Here is a 24,522-nt window from a genome sequence, read left to right on the forward strand (position 1 = left end):
GTTTAGTGCCGCATTCAATGGTTAGGTAAAACAATAAAAGGTGCAGCCATGCCCGCTATTCGAATTGGCATCAACCCGATCTCCTGGAGCAACGACGACCTGCCGTCCCTCGGTGGGGAGACGCCGCTGAGCACCGCCCTGAGCGAAGGCAAGGAAATCGGCTACGAAGGTTTCGAACTCAACGGCAAATTCCCCAAGGACGCCAAGGGTGTCGGCGATGTACTGCGCCCCTATGACCTGGCGCTGGTGTCCGGCTGGTATTCCAGCCGTCTGGCCCGCCGCTCGGTGGCCGAAGAAATCGACGCCATCAGCAGCCATGTCGAGCTGTTGGCGAAGAACGGCGCCAAGGTGCTGGTGTACGGTGAAGTCGCCGACTCCATTCAAGGCCAGCGCATTCCGCTGGTTGAACGCCCGCGTTTCCATACCGAACACGCCTGGCAGGAATACGCCGACAAGCTCACTGAGCTAGCACGCTTCACCCTGTCCCAAGGCGTGCGCCTGGCGTATCACCACCATATGGGCGCCTACGTCGAATCCCCGGCGGACATCGACAAGTTGATGGCGTTGACCGGCAGTGAAGTCGGTCTGCTGTTCGATTCGGGCCATTGCTACATGGGCGGCGGCGAACCGTTGCAGGTGCTGCGCAAACACATCGAACGCGTCTGCCACGTGCATTTCAAGGACGTTCGCAAACCGGTGGTGCAACTGGCACGCAACAATCTGTGGAGCTTCCCGGACTGCATCATCAACGGCACGTTCACCGTGCCCGGCGATGGCGATATTGACTTCGGCGCCTTGCTCGACGTGCTGCTGGCGGCCGATTACCACGGCTGGCTGGTGGTTGAAGCCGAGCAGGACCCGGCGGTGGCGCCGAGCTACGTCTATGCCAAAAAAGGCTACGACACCTTACGAGCACTGCTTGACGATAGGACGTGATGGCGCGACCCGTAACGCGTCTGGCAGGTTCCATAACGATCCGCAGCACAGTTGGCTGCTGGATCTCTGAATTTATCCAAATGGAGAACAAGAACAATGAGTGACACCTCGGTAATAGGCCATTACATCCACGGTCAAGTGCAAGACAGCAACAGCGAACGCTTCAGCAACGTCTTCAACCCGGCCACCGGCAGCGTCCAGGCGCGAGTCGGGCTGGCCAGCCAGAAGACTGTAGACGAAGCCGTCGCCTCGGCTCTGAAAGCCTTTCCGGTCTGGTCCGAGCAATCGTCTCTGCGCCGTTCGCGGGTGATGTTCAAGTTCAAGGAACTGCTCGACCGCCATCACGATGAACTGGCAGAAATCATCAGCCGCGAACATGGCAAGGTGTTTTCGGATGCCAAGGGCGAAGTCACCCGAGGCATCGAAATCGTCGAGTACGCCTGCGGTGCGCCGAACCTGCTGAAAACCGATTTCAGCGACAACATTGGCGGCGGCATCGATAACTGGAACCGGCGCCAGCCGTTAGGTGTTTGCGCCGGGGTCACCCCGTTCAACTTCCCGGTGATGGTGCCGCTGTGGATGATCCCGATCGCGCTGGTCACCGGTAACTGCTTCATCCTCAAACCCTCCGAGCGCGATCCATCGGCCAGTTTGCTGATGGCGAAATTATTGACCGAAGCCGGGTTGCCGGACGGTGTGTTCAACGTGGTCCAGGGTGACAAGGCCGCGGTCGACGCCTTGCTGCAACATCCGGACATCGAAGCGATTTCCTTTGTCGGTTCGACGCCGATTGCCGAGTACATCCACCAGCAAGCGACCTCCCGCGGCAAGCGCGTGCAGGCGCTGGGCGGGGCGAAGAACCACATGATCGTCATGCCCGACGCGGATCTGGATCAAGCCGCCGATGCTCTGATCGGTGCCGCTTACGGCTCGGCCGGCGAGCGCTGCATGGCGATTTCGATTGCCGTGGTGGTGGGCGATGTCGGCGACCAACTGATTGCCAAACTGCTGCCGCGTATCGATCAGCTCAAGGTCGGCAACGGCCTGCAAGGCGACAGCGACATGGGACCGTTGGTGACCGCCGAGCACAAGGCCAAAGTCGAAGGTTTCATCGACGAAGGCGTGGCCCAGGGCGCACAGCTGATCGTCGACGGCCGCAACTATAAGGTGCCGGGCGCCGAGAACGGCTTCTTCGTCGGCGCGACGCTGTTTGATAACGTGACGACCGAAATGAGCATCTACCAACAGGAAATTTTCGGCCCGGTGCTGGGCATCGTTCGGGTACCGGATTTCGCCAGCGCCGTCGCGTTGATCAACGCCCATGAATTCGGCAACGGCGTGTCCTGCTTTACCCGCGACGGCGGCATTGCGCGCTCGTTTGCCCGCAGCATCAAGGTCGGCATGGTCGGCATCAACGTACCGATTCCGGTGCCCATGGCCTGGCACTCATTCGGTGGCTGGAAGCGCTCGCTGTTCGGTGATCACCACGCGTACGGCGAAGAAGGCATCCGCTTCTACAGCCGCTACAAAAGCGTGATGCAGCGCTGGCCCGACAGCATCGCCAAGGGCCCTGAATTCAGCATGCCGACGGCCAAATAATTCATTTGTGCGAATAATGCAGGACGACTATCAAAGTGGTGCTGCCTGACTTCGCACATGACTACCTCAAATAAAAATTCATTGTTGACGGTTCCACGCGTTTTGCGCGGGAATGAGAGGAGTAAGTTATGCGCATTGCACTAGATCCCTACATGTACCGCAATCTGCCCCTGGGCAAGATGGTCGACAAGGTTGCCGAGCTTGGTTACGAACACATCGAGCTGTCACCCCGGGAAGATTTCCTACCGTTCTACAAAGCCCCGCGGGTCGACAAGGCGCGGATCAAGGAATTTCGCAAAGCCCTGAGCGATACAGGGGTCAAGCTCTCTTCCTTATTACCGATGTACCATTGGGCCTCCGCCGACGAAGGCTTGCGGACGGCCGCGGTGCGTAACTGGAAGCGTGCGTTGCAGATTGCCGTGGAGATGGACTGCGAGCTGGTCAACACCGAGTTCACCGGCCAGTCGGACAAACCGCTGGTGTGCGAGAACCAATTCATGCGCTCCATGGACGAGTTGATGCCTGAGTTTGAGCGCGAGGGTATCAATCTCAGTATCCAGGCTCACCCTTACGATTTCTGCGAGCGCAACAATGAGGCTGTAGACATCATCCGTGGCCTGGATCGCGACTGGATCAACTACGTCTACGCTGCGCCCCACACGTTCTTTTATGACGACGGCAAGGGCGATATCGCCCCGATGCTCAAATACGCCGGGTCCAAGCTCACCCACCTGATCATCGCCGACACCTACAATCACAGGGTGTCTTCGGGGCAGCGCTATATCGTCAACCCTCCCGGAGTGAACGCCACCGTGCACCAGCACCTGGATATCGGCCAGGGCGAGGTCGACTGGGAAGCGTTTTTTGGCACCTTGCGCGAGATCAAGTTCGACGGCATTGCCACGATCTCGGTGTTTGCCTGGGAGGACCGCCCCGATGAGTCCAGCCGGATGATGCTGGAACGGGTCAAAAGTGAATTTCGTCGATAACCCCCGTGTCCCACAAAGGCCTGGTCATCGTGGTCGCGGTACCCCTCGATCCATGCCGTAACCAACGTAAACTCAGGTACTTGAATTGATCGTAAAACGGCGAGAGCCTGTACGGGCTCTCGCTTTGAAATACTCAAGCATTGAGCCAGTGGGGACTGCGCTTTTCCAGGAACGCTGTAACACCTTCTTTTTGATCTTGGGTATCGAAAAGTTCGAGGAACAATTGTCGTTCCTTGGCCCAGCCCTCGGCTTGCGGCGATATCCGAGCGCTCATCACAAGGCTTTTACAGCGGCTGACAGATGAGGGGCTCTGTCCACCGACTTTTTCAGCCAACTGCAAGGCGACAGAGAGTGACTCACCTCGTGGCACGACTTCAGCCTGTTGGGTGGTGACGGTGGTTTTGGTGGCCCAAGCGGCCCGGCACTTGCGGCCCATCAACTGCCCGAGCGCCCCGCCGACAGGCCAAGGTGCGTACCTGGGCTTTCTGCGGCCGGTCGGCGTTGTCCAGGTCGATGATGCCGCCACCGGCACGAATGTGTTCGACCTCTTCTTTGTTCGCCCAAGGGTGCTGTTTCCCCGCCAACAACCCTGTACCCGGCGTGTTGCCATCCATAAGCCTTCGGGGCACTGACTGAAAAGCCGGTGCCGGGGATTCGCTTGGCCTTTTTTTGCGCAAAATCTACCCATAACAACAATAAACAACAGGACTTCAACGATGAAAAAAACTATCCGGCAGCTCACCCGCAATGCTCTGTGCGCGGGCTCAGCGTTGTGCTTTCCGCTGATGGCCGCAGCCGACTTTATTGATGACGGCAAGGCAACCTTGAGCTTGCGCAACTTCTACTTCAACCGCGATTTTCGTGAAGACAATGCGGTGCAATCCAAGCGTGAGGAGTGGGCTCAAGGCTTTATGCTCAATGTGCAGTCCGGCTATACCGAAGGCACCATTGGCTTTGGCCTGGATCTGTATGCAGCCTTGGGGCTCAAGCTCGACTCCTCGGATGCGCGGGCGGGAACCGGGTTGCTGCCTAACAGTTTCGGTGATTCGGGCCCCGATCAATTCAGCGATCTGTCGAGTGCAGTCAAAGCCCGTTTCTCCAAAACCGAACTCAAAGTGGGCGGCTTCATTCCGGAAAACCCGGTCATGCTTTCCAGCGACGCCAGGCTCTTGCCGCCGATCTTCAACGGCGTGACGCTGGCTTCCAGCGAAGTCGATAACCTTCTGCTGAGTGCGGCACAGTTCAGCGACGTCAATTACCGCAACTCCAGTGGCAATCACGATGACTTCATCGCCGCCAACTTCGCGGCCAGCAGTGATCGCTTCAGCTATGCAGGAGCCGACTACAACTGGACGCCGGGCATCAAATCCTCGTTATGGCGTGCGGAGCTCAAGGACGTCTACCTACAAAACTACGTGGGCGTTCAGCTCAGTCAGCCGCTGGGAGAATGGACGCTGGGGCCAACGTCGGCTACTTCGATTCGTCAGAAGTCGGGAACGAACGGGCAGGGAAAATCGATAACGGCCTGACTACCGCGCTGCTTTCGGCGGGTTTCAAGGCACACACCTTTCGTGTGGGCTATCAGGACAATCGCGGCGACTCACCCTTTCCGCACCTGCAGGACACTGACGCCAACGTCGCCAACGTCGTGCAAATACTCGACTTCACACGGACTCAGGAACGGTCCTGGCAGGTGCGTTATGACCTTGATTTCGCCGCTTTAGGCGTGCCCGGCCTGACACTGTTCAACCGTTACCTCAAGGGCGACGAGTTCAAAGTCGCCGGGAACGAGGGGCAGGAATGGGAGCGTGATCTCGACTTGACCTACACCGTGCAAAGCGGCCCGCTGAAAAACGTCGCCATGCGCTGGCGCAACGCAATAATGCGTTCCGATGCTGCGGGCAAGATCGACGAAAACCGCCTGATTGTGTCGTACACGTTGCCGCTGTAACTGATAACGGATGATGCAACCTGGCAGCAGCGTTCGCGGTCTGGCCTCGCTGTCCTAGAGTTCCGGACGACTCAGTGGCCTCTGGACAGCGAGGGAGGGGGCTGGACCACCCTGCGTGACGGTTGGAGTCTGGTGCGGCTCAATGCCGACGGCAGTCTCGACCGCATGATAGGGCTGCCGGTACCCAGCCCACTCGATCTGGCTTTTGGTGGGCCGGACAAAACCTGTCTACCTTTTCGAGCGGGGGCCAATGCGGGGATGCCAACGACACCGTCAATGTGCCGGGGATCGTACTTGCGCCTCAACAATGGCCGGATTGAACATTTATCTCACTGATGGAGCCAATCTGCGGCTTCCCAGGGGGCAGTATCCTATCTGAAAAGATAGGTCTGCTCGAACGGGGCATCAATAAGCGGTTAGGTACCCCTCAGACGCTGAATCGATTTGTCCTGTTCATCACACTGGATGAGCCGATCCTGCCTGTTAGAACAACGCCAGCGTGTAGTTCAAAATCGCCCGGTTTTGATCGCTGTTACGCCCGGCTTCGGTCCTTGCCATGCCATTTTTCCAGGACAGGCCTAGACCTTTGAATGTGCCGCTCTGAACCACATATTCTAGGGCTACGTCGCGTTCCCACTCCGACTGATCGGGGCCGGTGTAGGTCTTGATGCCGGTGCCTTTTAAGTACACGAGAGTAGCTCTCAGGCCCGGTGCCCCGAGTGGTGCGAAGTCGTAGGTGTACTGACCGAATACCGTTTGCTCTCCCGCGCGCACGAAGCTTTGCAGCATGCGGTCGGTGAACAGGTAGTAGCTCGAACCTCCAGCGCCCTTGTCCACCAGGCTGCCCTGGTTTTCTTGGATGAAATTACTGTTTTCGGACACGCCCTGATAACCCAGTGTGACTGAGTGCGCCAGGTGTTGATAGGTGAAGTAGGCACTCCAGGTGTCGTTGTCGATTTCACCCTTGCGATCCTTGCTGTAGCCACTGGCGATGTAGCCCTGACTACGGCCGCTGGCGGAGGCGTTTGCGCCGTTTGATCCTGTTTTGAAATAACGCAAGTCGGTGAACAGCGAGTTAGCATCATCGATTGTCCAGGAATGCTGCAGACCGAAAAAGTGCTGATCGTAATAGTCGTCCAGACGGGCGAAGTAGTACTGCAGGTTCAGGTTTTTTAGGGGCTTGTAGTCGGTGCCAGCGAAGTAAAACCTATTGCTGTCTTGTTGACCGCCGACCACGCTCAGCCCGGTGCGATCAGTCGACCCACGGCCGGTGGCCTGGGAAATCAAGCCGCCGGTAAAGGTGAAGTTGTCCAGATCTTTGGACGTCACTTGGCCGCCCTGAAAGGTCTGTGGCAACAGACGTCCATCGGAAGCCATGAGTACCGGAAGCTTGGGTTGCAAAGTGCCGTAGCGCGCTTCGGTGTTGGCGAAATGCATTTTCGCCGTCGGTTCGAAACGTGCCCATTGGGCGGCCGCGCCGTCGCCGTCGGAAGGAATCATAGAGCTGCCCACATGGCGACCGGCACCACTGTCCAGGGTAATGCCGAGCATGGCAAGGGAGTCGATACCGAATCCTACCGTGCCGTCGGTGAAGCCTGAGGCATAGTTCAGGACGAAGCCCTGGGCCCATTCTTCGGTCTTGTTTGGTGTGGCACTGCCGTCGCGATTGTCGCTGTTGAAATACAGGTTGCGCGTGGACAGCGTGGCTTTGCTGTCCTTGAGGAAATCAGCATAGGCGGCTTGGTTAAGGCAGGCGGCAACAAGGCCCAAGGTGGAGCAGGTTTGTAGCGTGCGTTTTTTCATGGCTAAGCGTCCCCGCTGACGGGAAATGTCCCGTCAGTCATCGATCATTATTGTTGTGGGGTTTCTGACTCGAGCAGTGGCTTTGCTGCGGCGAGTGCTGGGGTGCGTGGAGCGTTTTTTCCAGCAGATGTGCTGAGTGGCGTTGTTCCTGAGCGAGGGGGTAATTGAGCAACCCGGCCGCTATGACGGCCGGGTAGTAGTTTGGCGGTTACAGCTCCAACAGCCAGGTCGGCGCGTCCTGCAACGCTACGGGGCGCAGAAACCGATACAACGCCGAAAAGCCCACTGACGTCGTGTCCGGGCGTGTTGACGCCGGCCATGGCCCTCCATGCTGCTGGGCGTGGCAGACGGCAACGCCGGTGGGAACGCCTGCGAACAACACCCGTCCGGCCACCTGACGTGCAGCGCGAATCAGCGTGCGGTTGTCTATGCTGTCTTGCTCCAACCCCCACAAGGTCGCGGTCAGGCTGCCACCGATAGCCTCAAACACCGCAACAGCATGTTCCACCGACCGGACTTTGAGCACGACAGCTGCCGGACCGAACATCTCTTCACGCAACGCCGGATCGGCAATGAAGGCGTCCGTATCCACCTCGAACAGACGCGGTGCCGGGCCTGCGCCGTCAGCCATCGGCTCGAACAGCAGGCGAGCGTTGGCCGAGCCAGCAAGGTGATTAACGCCGGATTCGAAGCCCTGACGCATGCCTGGGGTGAGCATGGTGTGGGTCGACAATGGATGCAGTGCTGCGCTTAAGCGCTCGACAAAGCGTTCGCTGGCGGGGTGATCGAACAACACAATTACCCCCGGACTGGTGCAGAACTGGCCGCAGCCCATGGTGATGGAGTTGGCAAGGGTGGTTGCCAGCGCGTCGCCGTCACGCTCAAGGACGTGCGGCAGTGCCAGCAGTGGGTTGATCGAGCCCAACTCACCGAAAAAAGGAATCGGGCGGGGGCGCTCATTGGTGGCTTTCCACAAGGCCGTGCCCCCTTGGAACGATCCGGTGAAGGCTACTGCTGCGATGTCCGGATGAGACACCAGATGCGTGCCTGCCACCCGAGATGCACCATCAACCAGGCCGAGTAGACCGGGTGGCAGCCCGAGATCGGACAGCACCTTTTGTGCGACCGCATGCACCGCTTTTGACAGCAGTGGATGACCCGAATGAGACTTGACCACTACCGGGCAGCCCGCGGCCAACGCCGATGCGGTGTCGCCACCCAAGACCGAGAAAGCGAACGGAAAATTACTGGCGCTGAACATTGCCACCGGCCCCAATGGCTGGTGCACGCGACTCATACGCGGGTGGCCGACGGGAGGCGCCCCAGCGAGTGCGGCATCAACGACGGTCTGATAAGGCACACAGTTGCGCACTTCGGTGGCAAAACCACGCAATTGAAACGCCGTGCGGGCGATTTCGCCGGTCAGGCGCGTGCTGCCCAAGTGCGTTTCCTGATCAGCCAGTGCGATCAGGTCGGCCTGATTATTCTCCAGCGCGCCGGCCAGCGCATCGAGCAAGCCTGCCCGTACCTTTGCATCGGACTCCGCCCATTGGCGGGACACGGTGTACGCGGCAGCAACTGCCTGGTCAATTGCGTTGATTTCCGGGGTGCTCATCGGCTTGTGTCCTTTTGAGGTTCAAGGTGGTAGCCACGGCCGGCATAGTCGAAGCCGACCATTTCGTTGATTGCGACTTCCTTGTCGGCAGGTGAGGCGTAGTAGGCGCGGATCTCTTTGATCAGGCCGCTTTGCTCGTCGAAGACGTACCATTCATCACCGCGCAGGGCGGTGCTGAGTTTGCCTTTCCAGTGGGTCCACTCGATAACGGCTTCGTGGCTGTCGTGACTGACAAGGATCTTTTCAATGGTCCACTGTGAACCGAGGCTCTCGACGCACCAGACCCATTTGTCGGCGATGGTTTGTGCGCCGCGCCATGGGATGTTCGGCAGGCCGGCGGGGAAGAAGTGCACCGCGTCGGCGGTGAAGCATGACCGCAGTGCGGCGTGATCGGCAGCATTGCAGGCGTCGAAGTAGCGACGTATCAGCGCGGCATAGTTTGCCTGGTCGATATCGGCCATCAGAGGTCTCCCTTGCGCATGGTTGTTTTCCTTACATCAGGTGGAGGGGCAAAAGCGGCCTCGCTCCTTCAGGTGGTCCGATCCTACGGGCGCTATTTGCTGATGGGAATGCGTGTTTTTTTCGACGCCGGCTTGCGTTCCAGATGGTGAGAAAAACTGTACTTATAGTGCGATTTCGAACAGCGAACCGGATAACGGCGCTTTCTTCAGAATGTCCAGCGGCACAAATTGTCTTGCCGAGGTCACGTACAGCGTCCTGCACTCGATACCACCAATGGCAACACCGGTCGGGCAGGGGATCGGTAGCGGAATGACGTGATCGAGATTGCCGTCTTTGGCGAAGTGCACCACGCTCCAACCATCGCGTAGTGCCGTCCATAGACCGCCGTTGGCATCAATGTCCAGGCCGCTGATGATTCCCGAGCTTTTCGGGACCGTGGCAAACTTGCGCACCGCGCTAGACCCAGGCTTCAGCATCAGGATGTTCCCCGAGTCTGGCGCATTCGCGTACAGCGTTTCGCTCTGGGCATGCCACAACAGGTAATCCACAGTCTCGTTGAGCTGCCAGAGCGGGTCGAAAGTACCATCGCTCTCGACGATGCCGATGTGGCTGGTGTTGCCTGCGACCATCGAAGCCCATAACGTGCCTGAAGTCCGATTGCAGACCGCTCGTACTTGCCTATGGGTCCAGCTGGTCAGTGTCTCCACTTGGTTGCCCTTGATCAGTACCGCACCTTTTTCCATGATCAGTACCGGGTTTTGATCCTTGAAGAACACGCCGACAATGGGTTGTTCGACAGGTATTTTCTGGTGTTCGCCGCCAGGTTGATAAAAGCGCAAGGCCGGTCCCAGAGTGTCGAGCCACACCAGTCGACCGCTGAATGCACACCACAATGGATGACTGCCGTGAATCGTCTGCGGGACCGCGCTGATGGCGTGGGCTGAAGAGTCGCTTACCGTGGACTTCAGCGGCTGCAACTGCGCGCCGATGTGACGAGCCGCGTCTACCAGTTCCGGCCCCAACAGTTCGATGCGCGCCATCGTTAAACGATATGCGGGACCGGCAACACTGATGGCGCCACGCACCACGCCCTGCTGATCGATCACGGGCGCGCCGACGCAACGGGTACCCATGACGTTCTCCTCATTGTCGATGGCATAACCACGGCTCTGGATAATGCGCAGCTCTGCCTGTAACCGACGCCGGTCGATGATGGTCAGTTCAGTCAGCGGCTTGAGGTTGAGATCGCGAATGATTGAGTCGCGTAGTTCGGCAGGCAATGCCGACAGGATCGCCTTGCCCTGGCTGGTCGCGTATACCGGTTTGCGATGACCCAGAGATGCATTGGAGCGTTGTGAGTGAGGGCTGTCGTAACGCTCAAGCGATACGACGTCGAGTCCTTCCAGGGTGCCGATATAAGACGTCTCGCCTGTCAGGTCGCGAAGCGCGCGCAGCTCCGATGAAGCGGCTGACACCAGATCCGGCATTGAGTAGACCTGCTTGGCCATCTCCACGCAGCGAAAACCCAAGCAGTACATCCGTCGTCCCGGGTCCCGGCGCAACAGTCCGCGGGCCACCAGGGTAGCGAGAATGCGATAGATCGTTGTGCGCGGCAGTCCCAGGCGTTCGGTCAGCTCGTTTTGGCTCATGCCGTCGGTTCTTTCGCTGATGAGGTCGAGAATATCGATGGCTTTTTCCAGCGAGCCAGTACCTTCGCCTGTGTTTTTAGTCATGGTCGAGTCTCACCATATGGAACGAATGGGTCGAAGTGCCGTTGATGCGCAGCAGGAGCACTTTTATCTCACCCGGCGATCTGCAATATTCACTGCCAGATAACTTTTGCCGTGTCGCTAAAGACTAAGTTCAATAAGTGAGTATGTCCATGAGTGAAGATAGCCAACAGAGAATTTCCAACGCGAGACCGCCCTCTTTAGAAGAATTGGCGTTGCGGACTAATACCACTTACGTGTCCGATGAAATACTTGATCGACTCGCGAAAGTTTCCAGCGGTACATTGACCACGCAACTATTCAAACGCGGTTTTCGCCAGCCGGTTATGGTTGGAGTGACGCCGCTGAACAAAAAGGTCAAGCCGTTTGCCGGGCGCGCCTACACGATGCGTTTCATTCCGGCGCGAGAAGATCTCGATACCGCTGCCACCGTGACGACTGGCCCCAATCCGGACAATCTGCAATGGTTTGGTGTCGAGCAGGTGGCGTCGGGCGACGTGTTGGTAATTGACAGTCGCGGCGATTCCCGCGCCGCTGCCATGGGGGATGTGCTGATCAAACGCATGATGTTGCGCGGCGCCAGGGCAGTGATCACAGACGGTGCTTTCCGCGACGGCGACGAGATCTCGGAAATGGATATCCCGACCTGGAGCGTTGGAGTGACGGCTACTTCAAGGCTGTCGTTTCATCATGTCGCTGACCTGCAAGTGCCGATTGGTTGCGCCGATGTCGCGGTTTATCCGGGCGATGTGATCCATGGCGACCGCAATAACATCACTGTGATTCCGGCCCATCTGGCAGCGGAGTTGGCGGATGTCTGCGAGGCACAGGACGATATCGAAAACTATATTGCCCAGCGTATCGGCAGTGGCGACGCTATCTGGGGTGTATTCCCGGCCAACGACAAGACACGCCAGGAGTATCAGCAGTGGGTGGCCGCCGGCCGGCCAGATCTACCGCAGGCTGAACGAGGTTAATGTCGCCTAGGAACGGACTTTGTAAAACGCCAGTGAACGGATAAGAAGAGGTGTGGCGTGAGGAAAATAGCCGTAGAAAAATATAAAATCGAATATCAGGACTTAAATGAGGATGAAGAAACTCGTTACTTGAGAACGGCTAACTTCTTATTGGCAATGACTAAAGTAAGTGAGTCGGTTTTTTTGCCGCGGATTAACACCGATGAATATATGGTTGTCGTACCGCCAGGGCTGAAAGTTTCAGTCACCGTCGACAACGAGCATGTTATGAGCGACGGCAACTCTTTGTTTATCGTCCCGCCGGGTGCCAGCACCATTGAGGTTAAGGGGCGTGGTCATCTGGTTCGGATTTTCAGCAATCAGGCGCTTGATCTATTGCCTTTGGCGAGTAATTACACTGATTACACGAATGGTGCGCCGGAGGTTGCACCACTTGTGCCGTGGCCGAAGCCTCCTGAAGGCTATCGTTTACGACATTACCCCTTGGATCGATATGTCGATGCCGACCTGCCGGGCCGCGCGTTTCGTAGTAGCAACCTGATGGTCAATATCACCGACATTTACCCAGGTCTGCGCGACAGTAAGAAGCTCAAACCGCACTCACACCAAAGTTTCGAGCAGATCACCCTTACATGCGCCGGGCGCTTCGTGCATCACCTGCGAACGCCTTGGGGAATTGACTCCACCCAGTGGCAGGAGGATCAGCATCTGGACATCGGCAGCCCTGCTGCGCTGGCCATTCCAGCTGGCTTGATTCACACCAGTCAGGCCATGGAACAAGGCTGCTGGCTGGTGGACATTTTCGGCCCGCCGCGACTGGATTTTTCGTTGATGCCTGGATTCGTGCGTAACGCTGACGAATATCCGATGCCGGAAGTAGTCGCCGTTTGAGTGTGTCAGCCGGGCTCTCATAAAGTCCGGTCGTTTCATCGATCCTCCATAAAAACAAAACGGTCGGGGGCATCTCGACCAACATTCAACTTTCGCGCACCACGCAGTATCCGTGCGCAGAGGAGATAATCGTGTCCACACGTCACTCTCAACAGGCAGCCTCGTCCACGAGGATGTCCATTAACCGCCAGACAATTCGCCTTGATCACGACGACAATTTGGTCGTCGCACGTGTCGACATTGTTTGCGCCACCGCTCTGGACGGAGAAGCGATCACCACTCGCGAATCTATTCCCGCCGGCCAAAAAGTCGCAGCGCGTGATATTTCTGCGGGTGAGCCCGTAATCAAAGGTGGCCGGTTGATCGGCGTTTCCCTAGGAGATATCGCTGCGGGCTCAAGAATCCGCAACACTGATTTCAAACTTGATGACCAGTCCAGTGATCCGTTGCCGACCGCCAGCGTCACGGCGTTACTTTCAGCAGATCAACGCGCTACCTTTCAAGGTTATGTGCGCGCCGACGGGCAAGTTGCAACCCGTAATTATTTGGGCGTATTCATCGTCGGTAACTGCGCGGCGACAGCTGCGCGCAAAATCGCCGACTGGTTCACTGAAGAACGACTGGTGGCTTGGCCAAACGTCGACGGTGTGATTCCGTTCATTCATGAAATCGGTTGCGGCATGGAAATGACCGGCGAGCCCATGGATCTGCTGCATCGCACCATGAGTGGCAGTATTCGCAACCCGAACATTGCCGGGGCTTTGGTATTGGCCCTGGGTTGTGAACGCAACAACATCTATGGCTTCCTTGATCAGGAAAAACTTAGCGCCTCATCAGACTTTCAGACCCTGGTGTTGCAGGAGGTCGGTGGCACTGCCAATGCCATCGAACAAGGCATCGCCGCCATTGAAAAGATGCTGCCAACGGCCAATACGTTCATTCGTCAGACGGTATCTGCTGAGCACTTGAGTGTCGGCCTTCAGTCCGCCGCGCTGGACGGTTTCTGCGCGGTCTCGGCAAACCCGTCCCTCGGCGCTGCGATGGACCTGGTGGTGAAAAACGGCGGGACGGTGATTCTCTCCGATACCGGCGATCTTGCCGCATTGGGTGGGGACGTGTTGAGCCGTGCGGCTGACGATGAAGTCGCCCGGCAACTTCGATTGACTCTGCAAGAGTGGAGCAGCTACCAGCACGGTCGCGATACCCGTCTGAACCGACAGATCTTCTCTGACAAGGAAGCCAAGGGCCTGTCGACCATTCGCGAAAAAGCCGTGACCGGGCTGAGCCGCGGCGGCAGCACGCCGATTCAGGGTGTATTCGGCTACGCGCACAAGGTGACGTGTAAGGGGCTGGTGTTCATGGATGCACCGAGCTACGAAGCGGTGTCGGCTACTGGGCAGGTTTCAAGCGGCGCCACCATGATCTGCCTCACCACGGGCACGGGTTCCGGCTTTGGCGCAGCCTTGGCACCCACCCTGAAATTGGCCAGCACGACCCTAGTCTTCCGCCATCTGGAAGACGACCTGGATCTGGATTGCGGGCCAGTGCTCGACGGCCAGCTTTCGGTCGAGCAAATGGGACAGCGCATTTTCGACAGCCTGCTCCGGCACGCCAGCGGTGAAAAGACCCGCAGCGAAGACCTTGGTGTCGGCGAAAACGAGTTCGTGCCATGGCCCAAGGGCGTTTTGGCCTGATTGTGGAGCAGAGAACAATGACAACAGCAGACATGAGCAAAACAACAAACGCTACCATCGTGCCGATGAAAAGCCCTTTTATCCGCTTGGACCCCAAGGACAACGTGGTGGTTGCGCGGATGGACGTCGAACCAGGCACTGCGGTACCGAGTGAAGGCGTCACCACTCTGCAGAAGGTGCCTGCCGGGCATAAGATTGCCACACGTTTTCTGGCCAAGGGCGAACCGGTGCTGAAGTACAACACGGTGATCGGTTTCGCCTCAGAGGACGTGACCCCGGGTACTTGGGTCCACAGCCACAACATCGCCTTTGATGAAGTTGTGAAGGATTATCGCCACGGCCTGGATTACCACCCGACGAAAAGGGTCACACCGGACCATCAAGCGACATTCCAGGGCATTGTTCGCGCAGATGGCCGGGTCGCCACCCGCAATTACATCGGCATCTTCACGGTCGGTCACAGCGGCGCGACAGTGGCCCGCAAGATTTCCGCCTGGTTTACTCCGGAGCGGCTGGCGGCGTATCCAAACATCAATGGCGTGGTCCCTTACATCCACGAACAAGGCTCCGGCATGGAGAAAACCGGCGAGCCCATGGCGTTGCTGCGACGTACCTTGGGCGGTTATATCAGGCACCCGAATACAGTAGCAGGGTTGTTGATTGCGCTAGGCGAAGAGCACAACGATTTGGAATCGTTCCTGCAAGAGCAGCAACTTCAAGTCAGTACAGAATTGCAAACGCTGGTGATACAAGAGCTGGGCGGGACGAAACGCAGCATCGAGTCCGGCATCACCGCCGTCGAGAAAATGCTGGCCAAAGCCAACGACGTAGAGCGCAAAACGGTGTCTGCCAAGCACATCATGATCGGTCTGCAATGTGGCGGCTCAGACGGATTTTCCGGGTTGTCGGCCAACCCGGCGCTGGGTGCAGCCATGGAGTTGTTGATCGCCAACGGTGGCACGGCGATCCTTTCCGAAACTTCGGAAATATTCGGTGTCGAGCACACGCTTACTGCGAGAGCACGCACCCCGGAAGTTGGGCGCAAGCTGGTGGCGCGGATTAACTGGTGGCTCAAGTACAACGAAGGCCGCGACACCCAGATCAACGGCCGGGTAAGCCCGGGTAATAACGCCGGTGGTTTGGCGAACGTGCTGGAGAAAAGCCTCGGCGGCGCCAAGAAAGGTGGCAATGCTCCGTTGATGGAAGTCTATGAATACGCTGAACCGGTGACGCAGCACGGTCTGGTGTTCATGGACACGCCGGGTTACGACCCGGTGGCTGCGACCGGGCAGATTGCCGGTGGCGCCAACATGATCGCTTTCACCACCGGACGTGGTTCGTGCTTTGGCTCGGTGCCCGCGCCGACCATGAAGTTGGCAAGCAATACCCCGATGTACACGCGGATGGTCGCCGACATGGACATCAACTGCGGCATTGTCATTGAAGGTGATGCAACCATCGCGCAAATGGGCCAGCAGATCTTCCGACAGATCCTGCGCCACGCCTCGGGCGAACCGACTAAAAGCGAGGCATTGGGCGTCGGACTCAATGAGTTCGTCCCGTGGCCAATCGGCGTGGTTGACTGACCCGCGCACCTGAAAAGGGCTGATGCTGTTTGAGTCAGCCCTTTGAACTGATGATTTTTTGTGTCTGGCGTTTCGCTGACGGGGCTCGGCTGCCTGCGATTTACGCTGAACCTCTTGCCAAGGCAACAACACCTAACACCTGCCTATCACAATAACTATATGAGGCTGAGTCATGAACAAACTCCACACATTAGACGAACAGCGACCGGCCAGAGTCGTCGCTGGGACCAAGGCTGTCGCGGGCGCACTCAAGGCTACTCACTACCGCTTCGGGATTCTGGCGCTGATCACCATCGTTCTGGCCCTCAGCACCGGCGACCGCGCGGCGCTGTCGGTAGCCGGCGGTGACATGGGCAAAGAGCTGGGCATCAGCTCCATCGAGTTGGGCTATCTGTTTTCCGCCTTCAGCTGGGCATATGTGATGTTTCTGATTCCTTCGGGCTGGCTGGCCGATCGCATCGGCTCTAAAAAGGCGATGATGCTCGCTGTGGTGGTCTGGTCAGTTTTTACTGTGTGCATGGGCCTAGTCCATTTCATTGGCATGGTGGTCCCTCTGCTGCTGGCCCTGCGTTTTTTGCTGGGCGCGGCGGAATCCCCGGTCGGCCCCGCAGCAGGCCGGGTGATCGCCGCCTGGTTCCCTTCGTCCGAGCGCGGGACGGCCGGGGCGATTTTCAACAGTGCGCAGTACCTGTCGCTGGCGGTATTCACGCCGTTCATGGGCTGGCTTTGTCATCGCTTCGGCTGGGAATACGTGTTCATCATCATGGGCTTTCTGGGGCTGATCATCGGCAGCATCTGGTGGCGCTATTACTACCTGCCGGTCCATCACCCAAAAATGAACGCCACCGAGCTTGAGTACATCCGTGCTGGTGATGGCTTGGTAAATCTCGAACAACGGCCCTCGAACAAGCAGGCTGGAGAGCAGAAACGCAGTCAGCTGGCCGATATCGGTCGGTTGTTCAAGAGCCGCATGATGGTAGGGATCTTTTTGGGTCAGTACTGCATCAACGCGATCACCTGGTTCTACATGAGCTGGTTTCCGATTTACCTGGTCAAGGAGCGTGGTTTTGACATTCTTCAGGCTGGTTTCGTGGCGGCCATTCCGGCTCTCTGCGGTTTGGTCGGTGGTGTCTCCAGCGGCTTCGTCTCGGACGCAATCCTGAAAAAGACCGGCAACCTGAGCATCGCCCGCAAAACCCCGATCACCATCGGTCTGCTGCTGAGCTCCAGCATCATGCTGTGCAACGTAGTGAGCAGCGAGATACTGGTGATCGCCCTGATGAGCCTGGCGTTCTTCGGCAAGGGCTTCGGCTCGCTAGGTTGGGCGGTGGTCGCCGATACGGCGCCGAAAGAATTGATTGGCACCACCGGCGGTGTGTTCAACGCCATTGGCAACCTGTCCGGAATCATCACTCCAGTAGTCATTGGCTACTTGCTGCAATCCAGTGGCTCGTTCGCCAGTGCACTGATCTTTGTCGGTGCTCACGGGCTGATTGCGGTATTCAGTTATTGGATGATCGTCGGCAAGATCCAGCGCATGGAGCTGGACAAGGTGGGTTGAAACACACTCTATGGCGGCCTGTCCCATTTGTTGGATCGGGCCGCTTTCGTTCAGATGTTTGTGACCTTTGTACTTTGATTTCACCGTGGGCTGTCTGCACCCTGTCCTTTACCCAGTCCGCTTACTAATGACAACGACAAGAATCGACTTTAAAGGTGCAAAACATGAAAACCCTGCTGATAACCGGCGCTGCTGGCGGTGTTGCCACGCGCATCCGGCCATTATTACGCAAACACTATCGACTGCGTTTGCTGGACCGCATTGCCGCGTCTGACCTACAAGAGGGTGAGACCTGTTTTGTTGCCGACCTTGCGGAACAGGCTTCGGTGCTGGAAGCGTGCCAGGGTGTCAATGCTGTGATTCATCTCGCGTGCGCTCACAGCCTGGATATCAGCTTCGAAGCTACCCTGGACGCCAATTATCGTGGCACGTTGTACTTGCTCGACGCATGTCAGCGATTCGGCATCGAGCGCTTCGTGTTCGCCAGCAGCCACCATGTGTTGGGTCAGCATCCAACAGTCGGTTTTGCAGGTGACGAGACGCCGGTAGCCCCGGACGGCTTTTATGCCCTGAGCAAAGTGTTTGGCGAAGGGGCGGTGGCGCTGTATGCCCACCGTACTGGATTACGAGCGCTGAACATACGCATCGGCAGTGCAGGCGACACCGTCGTGGATGCCCGCCGGCTGCGTCTTTGGGTGAGTATTCGCGATCTGGTGCAGCTGATTGAAATCGGTCTGAATCATCCAGATCTACGCTGCGAAACCGTCTATGGCGTGTCTCGATGCCCTGATGCGTTGTTCGAAAATACCCGAGCTCACGCGCTGGGCTATCGTCCTCTGGATCATGCCAGCGAGCATCTTGCCGATGATTTTGTCGCTCTTACCAACATGCCGATCAGCGAAGGGCCTGATTTTGTCGGCGGCCCTTACATCCCTCATGCGTTGAAGCTGGCGTAATCGATTTGAATAAAACAATAAGGTAGGTGTAGATGAAAATCCGTTCGGTTCAGACACGCATTATTGAAATCCCGTTCATTGATGGTGGCAAGGGGCAGGGCATCACACCAACGACCTGGAATACCCTGGAGACTGTACTCATCCGCATTGAGGACAGCGACGGCGTGGTGGGATGGGGCGAGGCATTCGGTTACTTCATCGCCGATTCCCAAAGGCCGTGGTCGAGCGTTTGATCAAACCCATGCTGGAAGGCACCACGGTAGATTCTATTGAGCGGTGGAGCCAGCGCATCCAGCGTCAGCTACATTTGTTCGGTCGCTATGGTGTGACGATGTTCGCCATCTCAGGCGTCGACATGGCGCTATGGGACCTGTATGCCAAACGAGCGAAAAAGCCCTTGTACAAGGTGCTGGGTGAGGGAGAGAACACACGTCTTTGCACCTATGCGAGTCTGGTTCGCTACAACGACGTCGAGATCGCTCCGCAAATCTGCCAGAAGGCGCTGGACGAAGGTTTCGACAGCCTGAAACTGCACGAAATCAACATGGCACCGATCGAGGCCTGCCACGCGGTCACTGACGGACAGATACCGATTTCGGTTGACGTCAATTGCAGTTGGGAAATGGCCGAGGCTCGGAACAACCTGCAACGCCTGAGGCAAATGAGCAACATTTCCTGGTTGGAGGAACCAATTTTCCCCCCGGAGGATTTCGCCGCGCTGAACAGCCTGCGCAACCCTGATGTGCCAATTGCAGCCGGGGAAAACTGGTGCACTGCACATCAATTCCGGCAGGCCATGGAAAGCGGCGCGGTGGATTACATCCAACCCAGCGTAAGCAAGGTCGGTGGCATCAGCGAGTTCATCAAGATCATGCACAATGCTGGGCAGCACAATACTGGCGTATTACCGCACAGTCCGTATTTCGGTCCGGGTTTTATGGCGACGCTGCATTTGGCGGCGGCGTTCCCACAGATGATGCAAGTGGAATACCTGTACGTGGACCCTGCAGCCTGGCTGATCGACCTGACATCGGTTCGCCAGGGTGCAGAGTTTGTATTGGACGATCAACCGGGAATCGGGCTGGCCCCGGATGAGGGGGTGGTGGCGAAGTTTTTGCGCGGCTAAGACCGCGCCTGTGCTCCCTGAACTGCCGTAGGCTGCGATGTGGTCGATCAACCACCATTGACGTGTGGGTCCTGCTGAATGCGTTGTAGATGCGCGCTTATCCGCGATTGGATCTGACAGGCGATAAAAATCCCTCGCCTCAGTGATTCATCGTAGGTACGCACGCTCCTAGAGTTTGAAAAAGCCAGCAACATGGTGAACGAAATGCTCATACAGGGCCGCCACCTCTGCAATTGAATCATCCCGTAAACACCCGTGCACCAACCCCTTGCCGATATACAACCCACTATTGATCCCTGACTCAAGCAGCCTGCGTTGATACTCGATGCCGTGGTCACGCAATGGATCGAACTCGACGACGCCGATGAAGGTTGGCGCAAGCCCGGTATAGTCAGTCGCCGCCAGCGGCATCGCCAAGGGCGAATTCCAGTCAGCACGATTCGGCAGATAGCTTTCAATCGATGCCCTTAACGCGGCACTGGTCAGAAACGGCGCATCGGCACATTCATGTGCAGATGGCAGGTCCTCGAATGCCGTTAGCACCGGATAGAGCAGTGCCTGACCCAGTGGCTGTATCTCGCCTGATTGGCGTAACGCCATGCACAGCGCGGCCGCCAGCGTACCGCCCGCGCTTTCTCCGCATACAACCAATCGATCCGACGACAACGAGTTCAATACTCGCCCTGTCCGCAAGGCGTGCAATGCCGTCAGCGAATCTTGTAGGGCCGCCGGATACGGATGTTCCGGCGACAGTCGATACGCCACCGCGACGATCGCAATGTGCAGACGTCTGGCAACCGCATAGGCAAACCAGTCGTGACTGTCCAATCCACCCATGTTCCAGCCGCCACCGTGCAGGTACAGCAGTGTGGGCCATCCATTTTCAGGTTGTTTGGTTTCAGGCTGGTAGACACGCAAGGCCAGTCCGTCCAGGTCAATGTCCTGCTGCGTCAAGCCTGCGGGCCTGTTGCCAGTGAAGTCACGGCACAAGGCAAGAAAGGCCGTACGTTTTGCGGTCAGGGAGTTTTCGGACGGCGCGAAAACCAAACTTCGCGCAAGCATCGCCTGGATCTGTGGGCTCAAGGGGTAGGGTGCAGGCATTGGATATGCGCCCGTAGCAAGGGAATGAAAACAGCCGCCCAAAGGCAGCTGTCTGGATTGAAGCAACGATCAATCAGGCCATACGCGCCACGCCTACCGGCTCAGGTTTGTTGCGCCCGACGAACAACGCCACGATCAACGCTCCGATAACGCCCAAGGTGCCCGCCAGCACAAAGCCGGTGGAGTAGGTGCCCGAATGTTGGATCAGATAACCGGTAATCGTCGGCCCGACGATGCCCGACAGGTTTGCCAGCCCGTGCATGAAACCGCTGGCAGTGCCCACCTGATTGCTTGGCACGGCGTCCTGGATCAGCGCCCAGTAGGCGGGCGCAGTGAGCATCAGGAAACCGATAGCGACGGTCATGATGCCAACCGCCAGATTAACGTTCTCCACCAGTCCGGTGAGGCCGATGCAGAACGCGGCGATCAGCAACGAGGTGACCAGCACGACCTTGCGCGAGAACATCTGCTTGCCCGTGCGGCGGAAGATGTAGTCCACCAGAAGCCCGCCCGACAGGTATCCCACGGCACCGACAATCCATGGTAACGAGTTGACGATGCTCATGTTCTGCAGGCTCACACCTTTGGCGTCCACCAGATAGCTTGGGAACCAGGTCATGAAGAAAAACAGGATGTAGTTGTAGCAAAACAGTGAGATGCCCATAAGCAATACCGAGCGGTTGCGCAGCACATCGCGAAACGAAGCTTTCTTTCCTGCCACGTTGGCGTTGTCTTCACGACCTTGGTTGATCAGTGCGAGTTCTTGCGGGCTGACTTTGGGGTGCTGAGCCGGGGTTTCAGTGGTCAGCCGCGCCCAGGCCACGACCCAGAACAAGCCCATCACTGCCATCACCACAAAGGCCACTCGCCAGCCCAGCCACAAGGCCATGAAGCCGATGATCGGGCCGGCCAAGGCCCCACCGATCGGGCCGCCGGCCTGATTGATGCCTGCCGCACTGGCGCGTTCCTTGATAGGGAACCAGGTGTTCACCACTTTGTTGGCAGTGGCTGAGTTCGGGCCTTCACCGGCACCGAAAAATGCCCGCACCACCAACAACGACCAGAAATTGAAAACCAATGCGGTGATGCCGCACACCAACGACCAGCCTCCCATGGACCAGATCAACACGCGGCGTCCTCCGAAACGGTCGGACAAATAGCCGCCAATGACATTGAATGAGGCATAACCGACGGAAAATGCGCTGAATATGAGGCCCTTTTCAACGGGCGTCAGATGAAAATCCTGAGTGATGAAGGGCATGGCAATCGACAGGGCTGCGCGGTCGATATAGTTGATGATCATGGCCATCAACAACATGAACAGAATCGTGGAGCGATATTTCTTTTTATTGTTAGGCATGAACCACCTCTAGGGGCGTTGGGTGAGCAGACAGGTTTCTGTCCTTTACCCTACGTTGCGCTCAGGCACTTGAACATTGGCCTGTCACGGCAGAGCTGCTGACGTTCCAATACCTGAGACAAAAGCAGGCTTTAGTCCGATTCATGAGGTGGGTAATGAGCAAAGTCGGGCTTTCGCGGTGGATGGAGGACAGTCTCAGATCGTGGGACAACCCGGCGTTCTTGGTCTGTAGGACATGCCTAAAGCATTGGCAGTTACATCCGCGCGTGTGAACTTCGTATATCGAACCGCCGCGCGATGTGAGCTTACGTATGGGTGCGTGGTCGCCATAAAAATAAGCCACTCCCTGAGTCAGGTAACGCACATGAATAAAAAATATCGTTGGGTCGTCGCTGCCTTACTATTCTTTGCCGGCATGCTGAATTACCTCGACCGCGCAGCCTTGTCGGTGGCCGCTCCCTTGATCAAACAAGACCTGAAAATCGACGACGCACAGATGGGGATTCTGTTCAGCAGTTTCTTCCTGGGCTACTGCGTGTTCTGTTTTATTGGCGGTTATGCCTCGGACCGTTTTGGACCTAAACGCGTGTTCGGCTGCGCGGCGGCGTTCTGGTCAGTGTTCTGCGGCCTCACCGCGTTGATGGGCAACTTCACTCAATTGCTGATCTGCCGGGTGCTGTTTGGCATCGGCGAAGGACCGATGGGTAGTACCACCAACAAGACTGTCACCAACTGGTTTCCCCGGGAGGAGGCCGCGTTCGCTTTAGGTCTGTCCAGCTGCGGACAGCCATTGGGTGCCGCGATTGCCGCGCCGATAGTCGGCCTGGTGGCCTGGCACTATGGCTGGCGGGTGTCGTTCGTGGTCATCGCCTTGTTGGGGTTGGTTTGGTTGGCGGCTTGGTGTCTGATGTTTAAGGACAAGCCCGCACAGCATTCACGAGTGACGGCTGAAGAGTGTGAGCTGATTGAGAGCAGTCGCGCCCGTCAACCAGTGGCGAGTCAGGCGGGCAAGCACAGCGTCTGGCATTACATCTTTTCCGTGCCGGTGCTGGCTGTGGCGTTTGCCTATTTTTGCTCCAACTACGTGATGTATTTCTTCCTGAGCTGGCTGCCCAGCTACCTGACCGACTATCAGCACCTGGACGTCAAAAGCATGAGCATCATCGGCATGATCCCTTGGGTGGGAGCGGCGATTGGTTTTCTTGCTGGAGGCACCGCTTCGGACGCCATTCTGCGCAAGACTGGCAAAGGTGTGTTTGCCCGCAAATCGATTCTGATCCTCGGGCTCGCCGTAGCGGCTGTTTCAGTGTTGCTGGTGTCGCGCACGTCCGACCTGACCAGTGCGGTGGTGCTTATCACCCTTGGCAATCTGTTCCTGTTCATGTCGCCACAGCTGTGCTGGATTTTGTTGCAAGAAATTGTGCCTTCCGAGCACATTGGAGGGACCGGTGGTTTTGTTCACTTGCTGGCGAATTTGGCGGGGCTGTTGGCCCCAGCCTTGACTGGCTATGTTGTGCAGTACGGAGGGGGTTACAACACGGCGTTCGTTCTGGCGAGTATCGCCGCAGCTGCGGGGGCGGTTGTGGTGCTGGTTATGGTGCGAGGTGCGAAACCGGAGAATTCAGGTGATGTGATGACTGCTGATGCCACGTGAGTGAAGGGGGGAATAATTCGGGCCCAAAAAACTGCACCGGGGGCCAGAACTGCCCTCGGTACAGCGTTCGGAACTGGTTTAAGCGACAGTCGTCAGACCAGGCCTGCTCTGCAACGACGGGGTTTCGATGTGGAGCTGCTGGACCGAGCAGCTGTCAGTCAACGTATTGGTACCGAGAATTATCTGGGTGGCTGGGTCGACCCGCGGGCCGGCAGCTTGCATCCATTGAGTTATGCTCGTGGCCCGGCGAAGGCCGCAATGGGGCAGGGCGCGATGATCCACGGTCACAGTCGCGTCACGGGGCTGCAACGGCAACGACAAGGCTGGCACCTGTCCACGGCGTTAGGCAGGCATCTGGCCGCGAAGCTGTCGGGGGCGACGCAGGACTTTCCGTTTCCGATCACGCCCCTTCGCAGAATTCCATTCCACGGCTTACAACGCCTCTATTTGGCAGCGGGGATTACCTATTGCCGGCTACTGGGTGCCTTGCCTTGAGAGACTGATGTAGACATTGGAGGGCTTACAACCCCT

Annotated in this window: 22 protein-coding genes and 1 pseudogene; 15 read left to right on the plus strand and 8 right to left on the minus strand. The window is 57.6% G+C overall.

Going from position 1 to position 24,522, the window contains the following annotated elements:
- Positions 1 to 48 precede the first annotated feature (48 nt).
- The 3 genes from iolE (at position 49) to ACYZT5_RS04000 (ending at position 3,524) form a co-directional block, all read left to right on the plus strand.
- Positions 49 to 936, plus strand: coding sequence for a myo-inosose-2 dehydratase (iolE, locus tag ACYZT5_RS03990; protein WP_462049896.1), 888 nt, complete (start codon positions 49 to 51; stop codon positions 934 to 936).
- Positions 937 to 1,032: 96 nt separating this feature from the next.
- Positions 1,033 to 2,535, plus strand: a complete 1,503-nt coding sequence (locus ACYZT5_RS03995; protein WP_462049897.1) for a CoA-acylating methylmalonate-semialdehyde dehydrogenase — start codon at positions 1,033 to 1,035, stop codon at positions 2,533 to 2,535.
- A gap of 128 nt (positions 2,536 to 2,663) precedes the next feature.
- The gene (locus ACYZT5_RS04000; protein WP_462049898.1) at positions 2,664 to 3,524 is read left to right on the plus strand and encodes a sugar phosphate isomerase/epimerase family protein; all 861 of its coding nucleotides are present in this window, start codon (positions 2,664 to 2,666) and stop codon (positions 3,522 to 3,524) included.
- Between the two features lie 133 nt (positions 3,525 to 3,657).
- On the opposite strand, the gene ACYZT5_RS04005 is transcribed toward ACYZT5_RS04000, so the two are convergent.
- Positions 3,658 to 3,960 carry an enoyl-CoA hydratase-related protein gene (locus tag ACYZT5_RS04005; protein WP_462049899.1) on the minus strand — a complete coding sequence of 101 codons (303 nt, stop codon included), beginning with the start codon at positions 3,958 to 3,960 and terminating at the stop codon, positions 3,658 to 3,660.
- Positions 3,899 to 4,138 carry a hypothetical protein gene (locus tag ACYZT5_RS04010; RefSeq protein WP_462049900.1) on the minus strand — a complete coding sequence of 80 codons (240 nt, stop codon included), beginning with the start codon at positions 4,136 to 4,138 and terminating at the stop codon, positions 3,899 to 3,901. The genes ACYZT5_RS04005 and ACYZT5_RS04010 overlap by 62 nt, the downstream gene beginning before the upstream one ends.
- A gap of 171 nt (positions 4,139 to 4,309) precedes the next feature.
- Here ACYZT5_RS04010 and ACYZT5_RS04015 point away from each other — a divergent pair.
- Both ACYZT5_RS04015 and ACYZT5_RS04020 read left to right on the plus strand, forming a co-directional pair.
- A pseudogene (locus ACYZT5_RS04015) lies at positions 4,310 to 5,475 on the plus strand (OprD family porin).
- A 132-nt stretch (positions 5,476 to 5,607) separates the two neighbouring features.
- A complete protein-coding gene (locus tag ACYZT5_RS04020) occupies positions 5,608 to 5,811 on the plus strand; it encodes a hypothetical protein (RefSeq protein WP_462049901.1) in 204 nt (67 codons plus the stop codon).
- Between the two features lie 147 nt (positions 5,812 to 5,958).
- Here ACYZT5_RS04020 and ACYZT5_RS04025 read toward each other — a convergent pair whose 3' ends face one another.
- The 4 genes from ACYZT5_RS04025 to ACYZT5_RS04040 all read right to left on the minus strand — a co-directional run bounded on the left by ACYZT5_RS04025 (position 5,959) and on the right by ACYZT5_RS04040 (position 11,088).
- Positions 5,959 to 7,278 carry an OprD family porin gene (locus tag ACYZT5_RS04025; RefSeq protein WP_462049902.1) on the minus strand — a complete coding sequence of 440 codons (1,320 nt, stop codon included), beginning with the start codon at positions 7,276 to 7,278 and terminating at the stop codon, positions 5,959 to 5,961.
- Between the two features lie 208 nt (positions 7,279 to 7,486).
- Entirely contained in the window at positions 7,487 to 8,893 is a 1,407-nt protein-coding gene (locus ACYZT5_RS04030; RefSeq protein ID WP_462049903.1) for an aldehyde dehydrogenase (NADP(+)), read from the minus strand.
- Positions 8,890 to 9,354: a nuclear transport factor 2 family protein gene (locus ACYZT5_RS04035; protein WP_462049904.1), complete on the minus strand. Its 465-nt coding sequence runs from the start codon at positions 9,352 to 9,354 to the stop codon at positions 8,890 to 8,892. Before ACYZT5_RS04035 ends, ACYZT5_RS04030 begins: the two co-directional genes overlap by 4 nt.
- A gap of 162 nt (positions 9,355 to 9,516) precedes the next feature.
- The gene (locus tag ACYZT5_RS04040; protein WP_462049905.1) at positions 9,517 to 11,088 is read right to left on the minus strand and encodes an IclR family transcriptional regulator domain-containing protein; all 1,572 of its coding nucleotides are present in this window, start codon (positions 11,086 to 11,088) and stop codon (positions 9,517 to 9,519) included.
- 143 nt (positions 11,089 to 11,231) lie between these two features.
- On the opposite strand from ACYZT5_RS04040, the gene ACYZT5_RS04045 reads away from it, so the two are divergent.
- From ACYZT5_RS04045 to ACYZT5_RS04080, 8 genes are all read left to right on the plus strand, one after another.
- Positions 11,232 to 12,062: an RraA family protein gene (locus tag ACYZT5_RS04045; protein WP_462049906.1), complete on the plus strand. Its 831-nt coding sequence runs from the start codon at positions 11,232 to 11,234 to the stop codon at positions 12,060 to 12,062.
- A 57-nt stretch (positions 12,063 to 12,119) separates the two neighbouring features.
- Positions 12,120 to 12,953 carry a cupin domain-containing protein gene (locus ACYZT5_RS04050; RefSeq protein ID WP_462049907.1) on the plus strand — a complete coding sequence of 278 codons (834 nt, stop codon included), beginning with the start codon at positions 12,120 to 12,122 and terminating at the stop codon, positions 12,951 to 12,953.
- A 131-nt stretch (positions 12,954 to 13,084) separates the two neighbouring features.
- Positions 13,085 to 14,647: a UxaA family hydrolase gene (locus ACYZT5_RS04055; protein WP_462049908.1), complete on the plus strand. Its 1,563-nt coding sequence runs from the start codon at positions 13,085 to 13,087 to the stop codon at positions 14,645 to 14,647.
- Positions 14,648 to 14,679: 32 nt separating this feature from the next.
- Positions 14,680 to 16,233, plus strand: coding sequence for a UxaA family hydrolase (locus ACYZT5_RS04060; protein WP_462049909.1), 1,554 nt, complete (start codon positions 14,680 to 14,682; stop codon positions 16,231 to 16,233).
- Between the two features lie 172 nt (positions 16,234 to 16,405).
- Positions 16,406 to 17,794, plus strand: coding sequence for an MFS transporter (locus tag ACYZT5_RS04065; RefSeq protein WP_462049910.1), 1,389 nt, complete (start codon positions 16,406 to 16,408; stop codon positions 17,792 to 17,794).
- A gap of 164 nt (positions 17,795 to 17,958) precedes the next feature.
- Entirely contained in the window at positions 17,959 to 18,750 is a 792-nt protein-coding gene (locus ACYZT5_RS04070; RefSeq protein WP_462049911.1) for an NAD-dependent epimerase/dehydratase family protein, read from the plus strand.
- A gap of 32 nt (positions 18,751 to 18,782) precedes the next feature.
- Positions 18,783 to 18,983: a hypothetical protein gene (locus tag ACYZT5_RS04075; protein WP_462049912.1), complete on the plus strand. Its 201-nt coding sequence runs from the start codon at positions 18,783 to 18,785 to the stop codon at positions 18,981 to 18,983.
- Positions 18,980 to 19,876 (plus strand): mandelate racemase/muconate lactonizing enzyme family protein, encoded by an 897-nt coding sequence (locus ACYZT5_RS04080; protein WP_462049913.1) that lies wholly within the window; start codon positions 18,980 to 18,982, stop codon positions 19,874 to 19,876. Before ACYZT5_RS04075 ends, ACYZT5_RS04080 begins: the two co-directional genes overlap by 4 nt.
- A 168-nt stretch (positions 19,877 to 20,044) precedes the next feature.
- Here the strand turns inward: ACYZT5_RS04080 and ACYZT5_RS04085 are convergent, their stop codons facing one another.
- Entirely contained in the window at positions 20,045 to 20,977 is a 933-nt protein-coding gene (locus tag ACYZT5_RS04085) for an alpha/beta hydrolase (protein WP_462049914.1), read from the minus strand.
- 73 nt (positions 20,978 to 21,050) lie between these two features.
- Positions 21,051 to 22,337 carry an MFS transporter gene (locus ACYZT5_RS04090; protein WP_462049915.1) on the minus strand — a complete coding sequence of 429 codons (1,287 nt, stop codon included), beginning with the start codon at positions 22,335 to 22,337 and terminating at the stop codon, positions 21,051 to 21,053.
- Between the two features lie 364 nt (positions 22,338 to 22,701).
- Between ACYZT5_RS04090 and ACYZT5_RS04095 the strand changes: the two genes are divergently transcribed.
- Entirely contained in the window at positions 22,702 to 23,991 is a 1,290-nt protein-coding gene (locus tag ACYZT5_RS04095) for an MFS transporter (RefSeq protein ID WP_462049916.1), read from the plus strand.
- A gap of 129 nt (positions 23,992 to 24,120) precedes the next feature.
- Positions 24,121 to 24,486 (plus strand): FAD-dependent oxidoreductase, encoded by a 366-nt coding sequence (locus ACYZT5_RS04100; protein WP_462049917.1) that lies wholly within the window; start codon positions 24,121 to 24,123, stop codon positions 24,484 to 24,486.
- The last annotated feature ends 36 nt before the right edge of the window (positions 24,487 to 24,522 follow it).

The organism is Pseudomonas sp. LB3P14 (genome assembly GCF_054898045.1).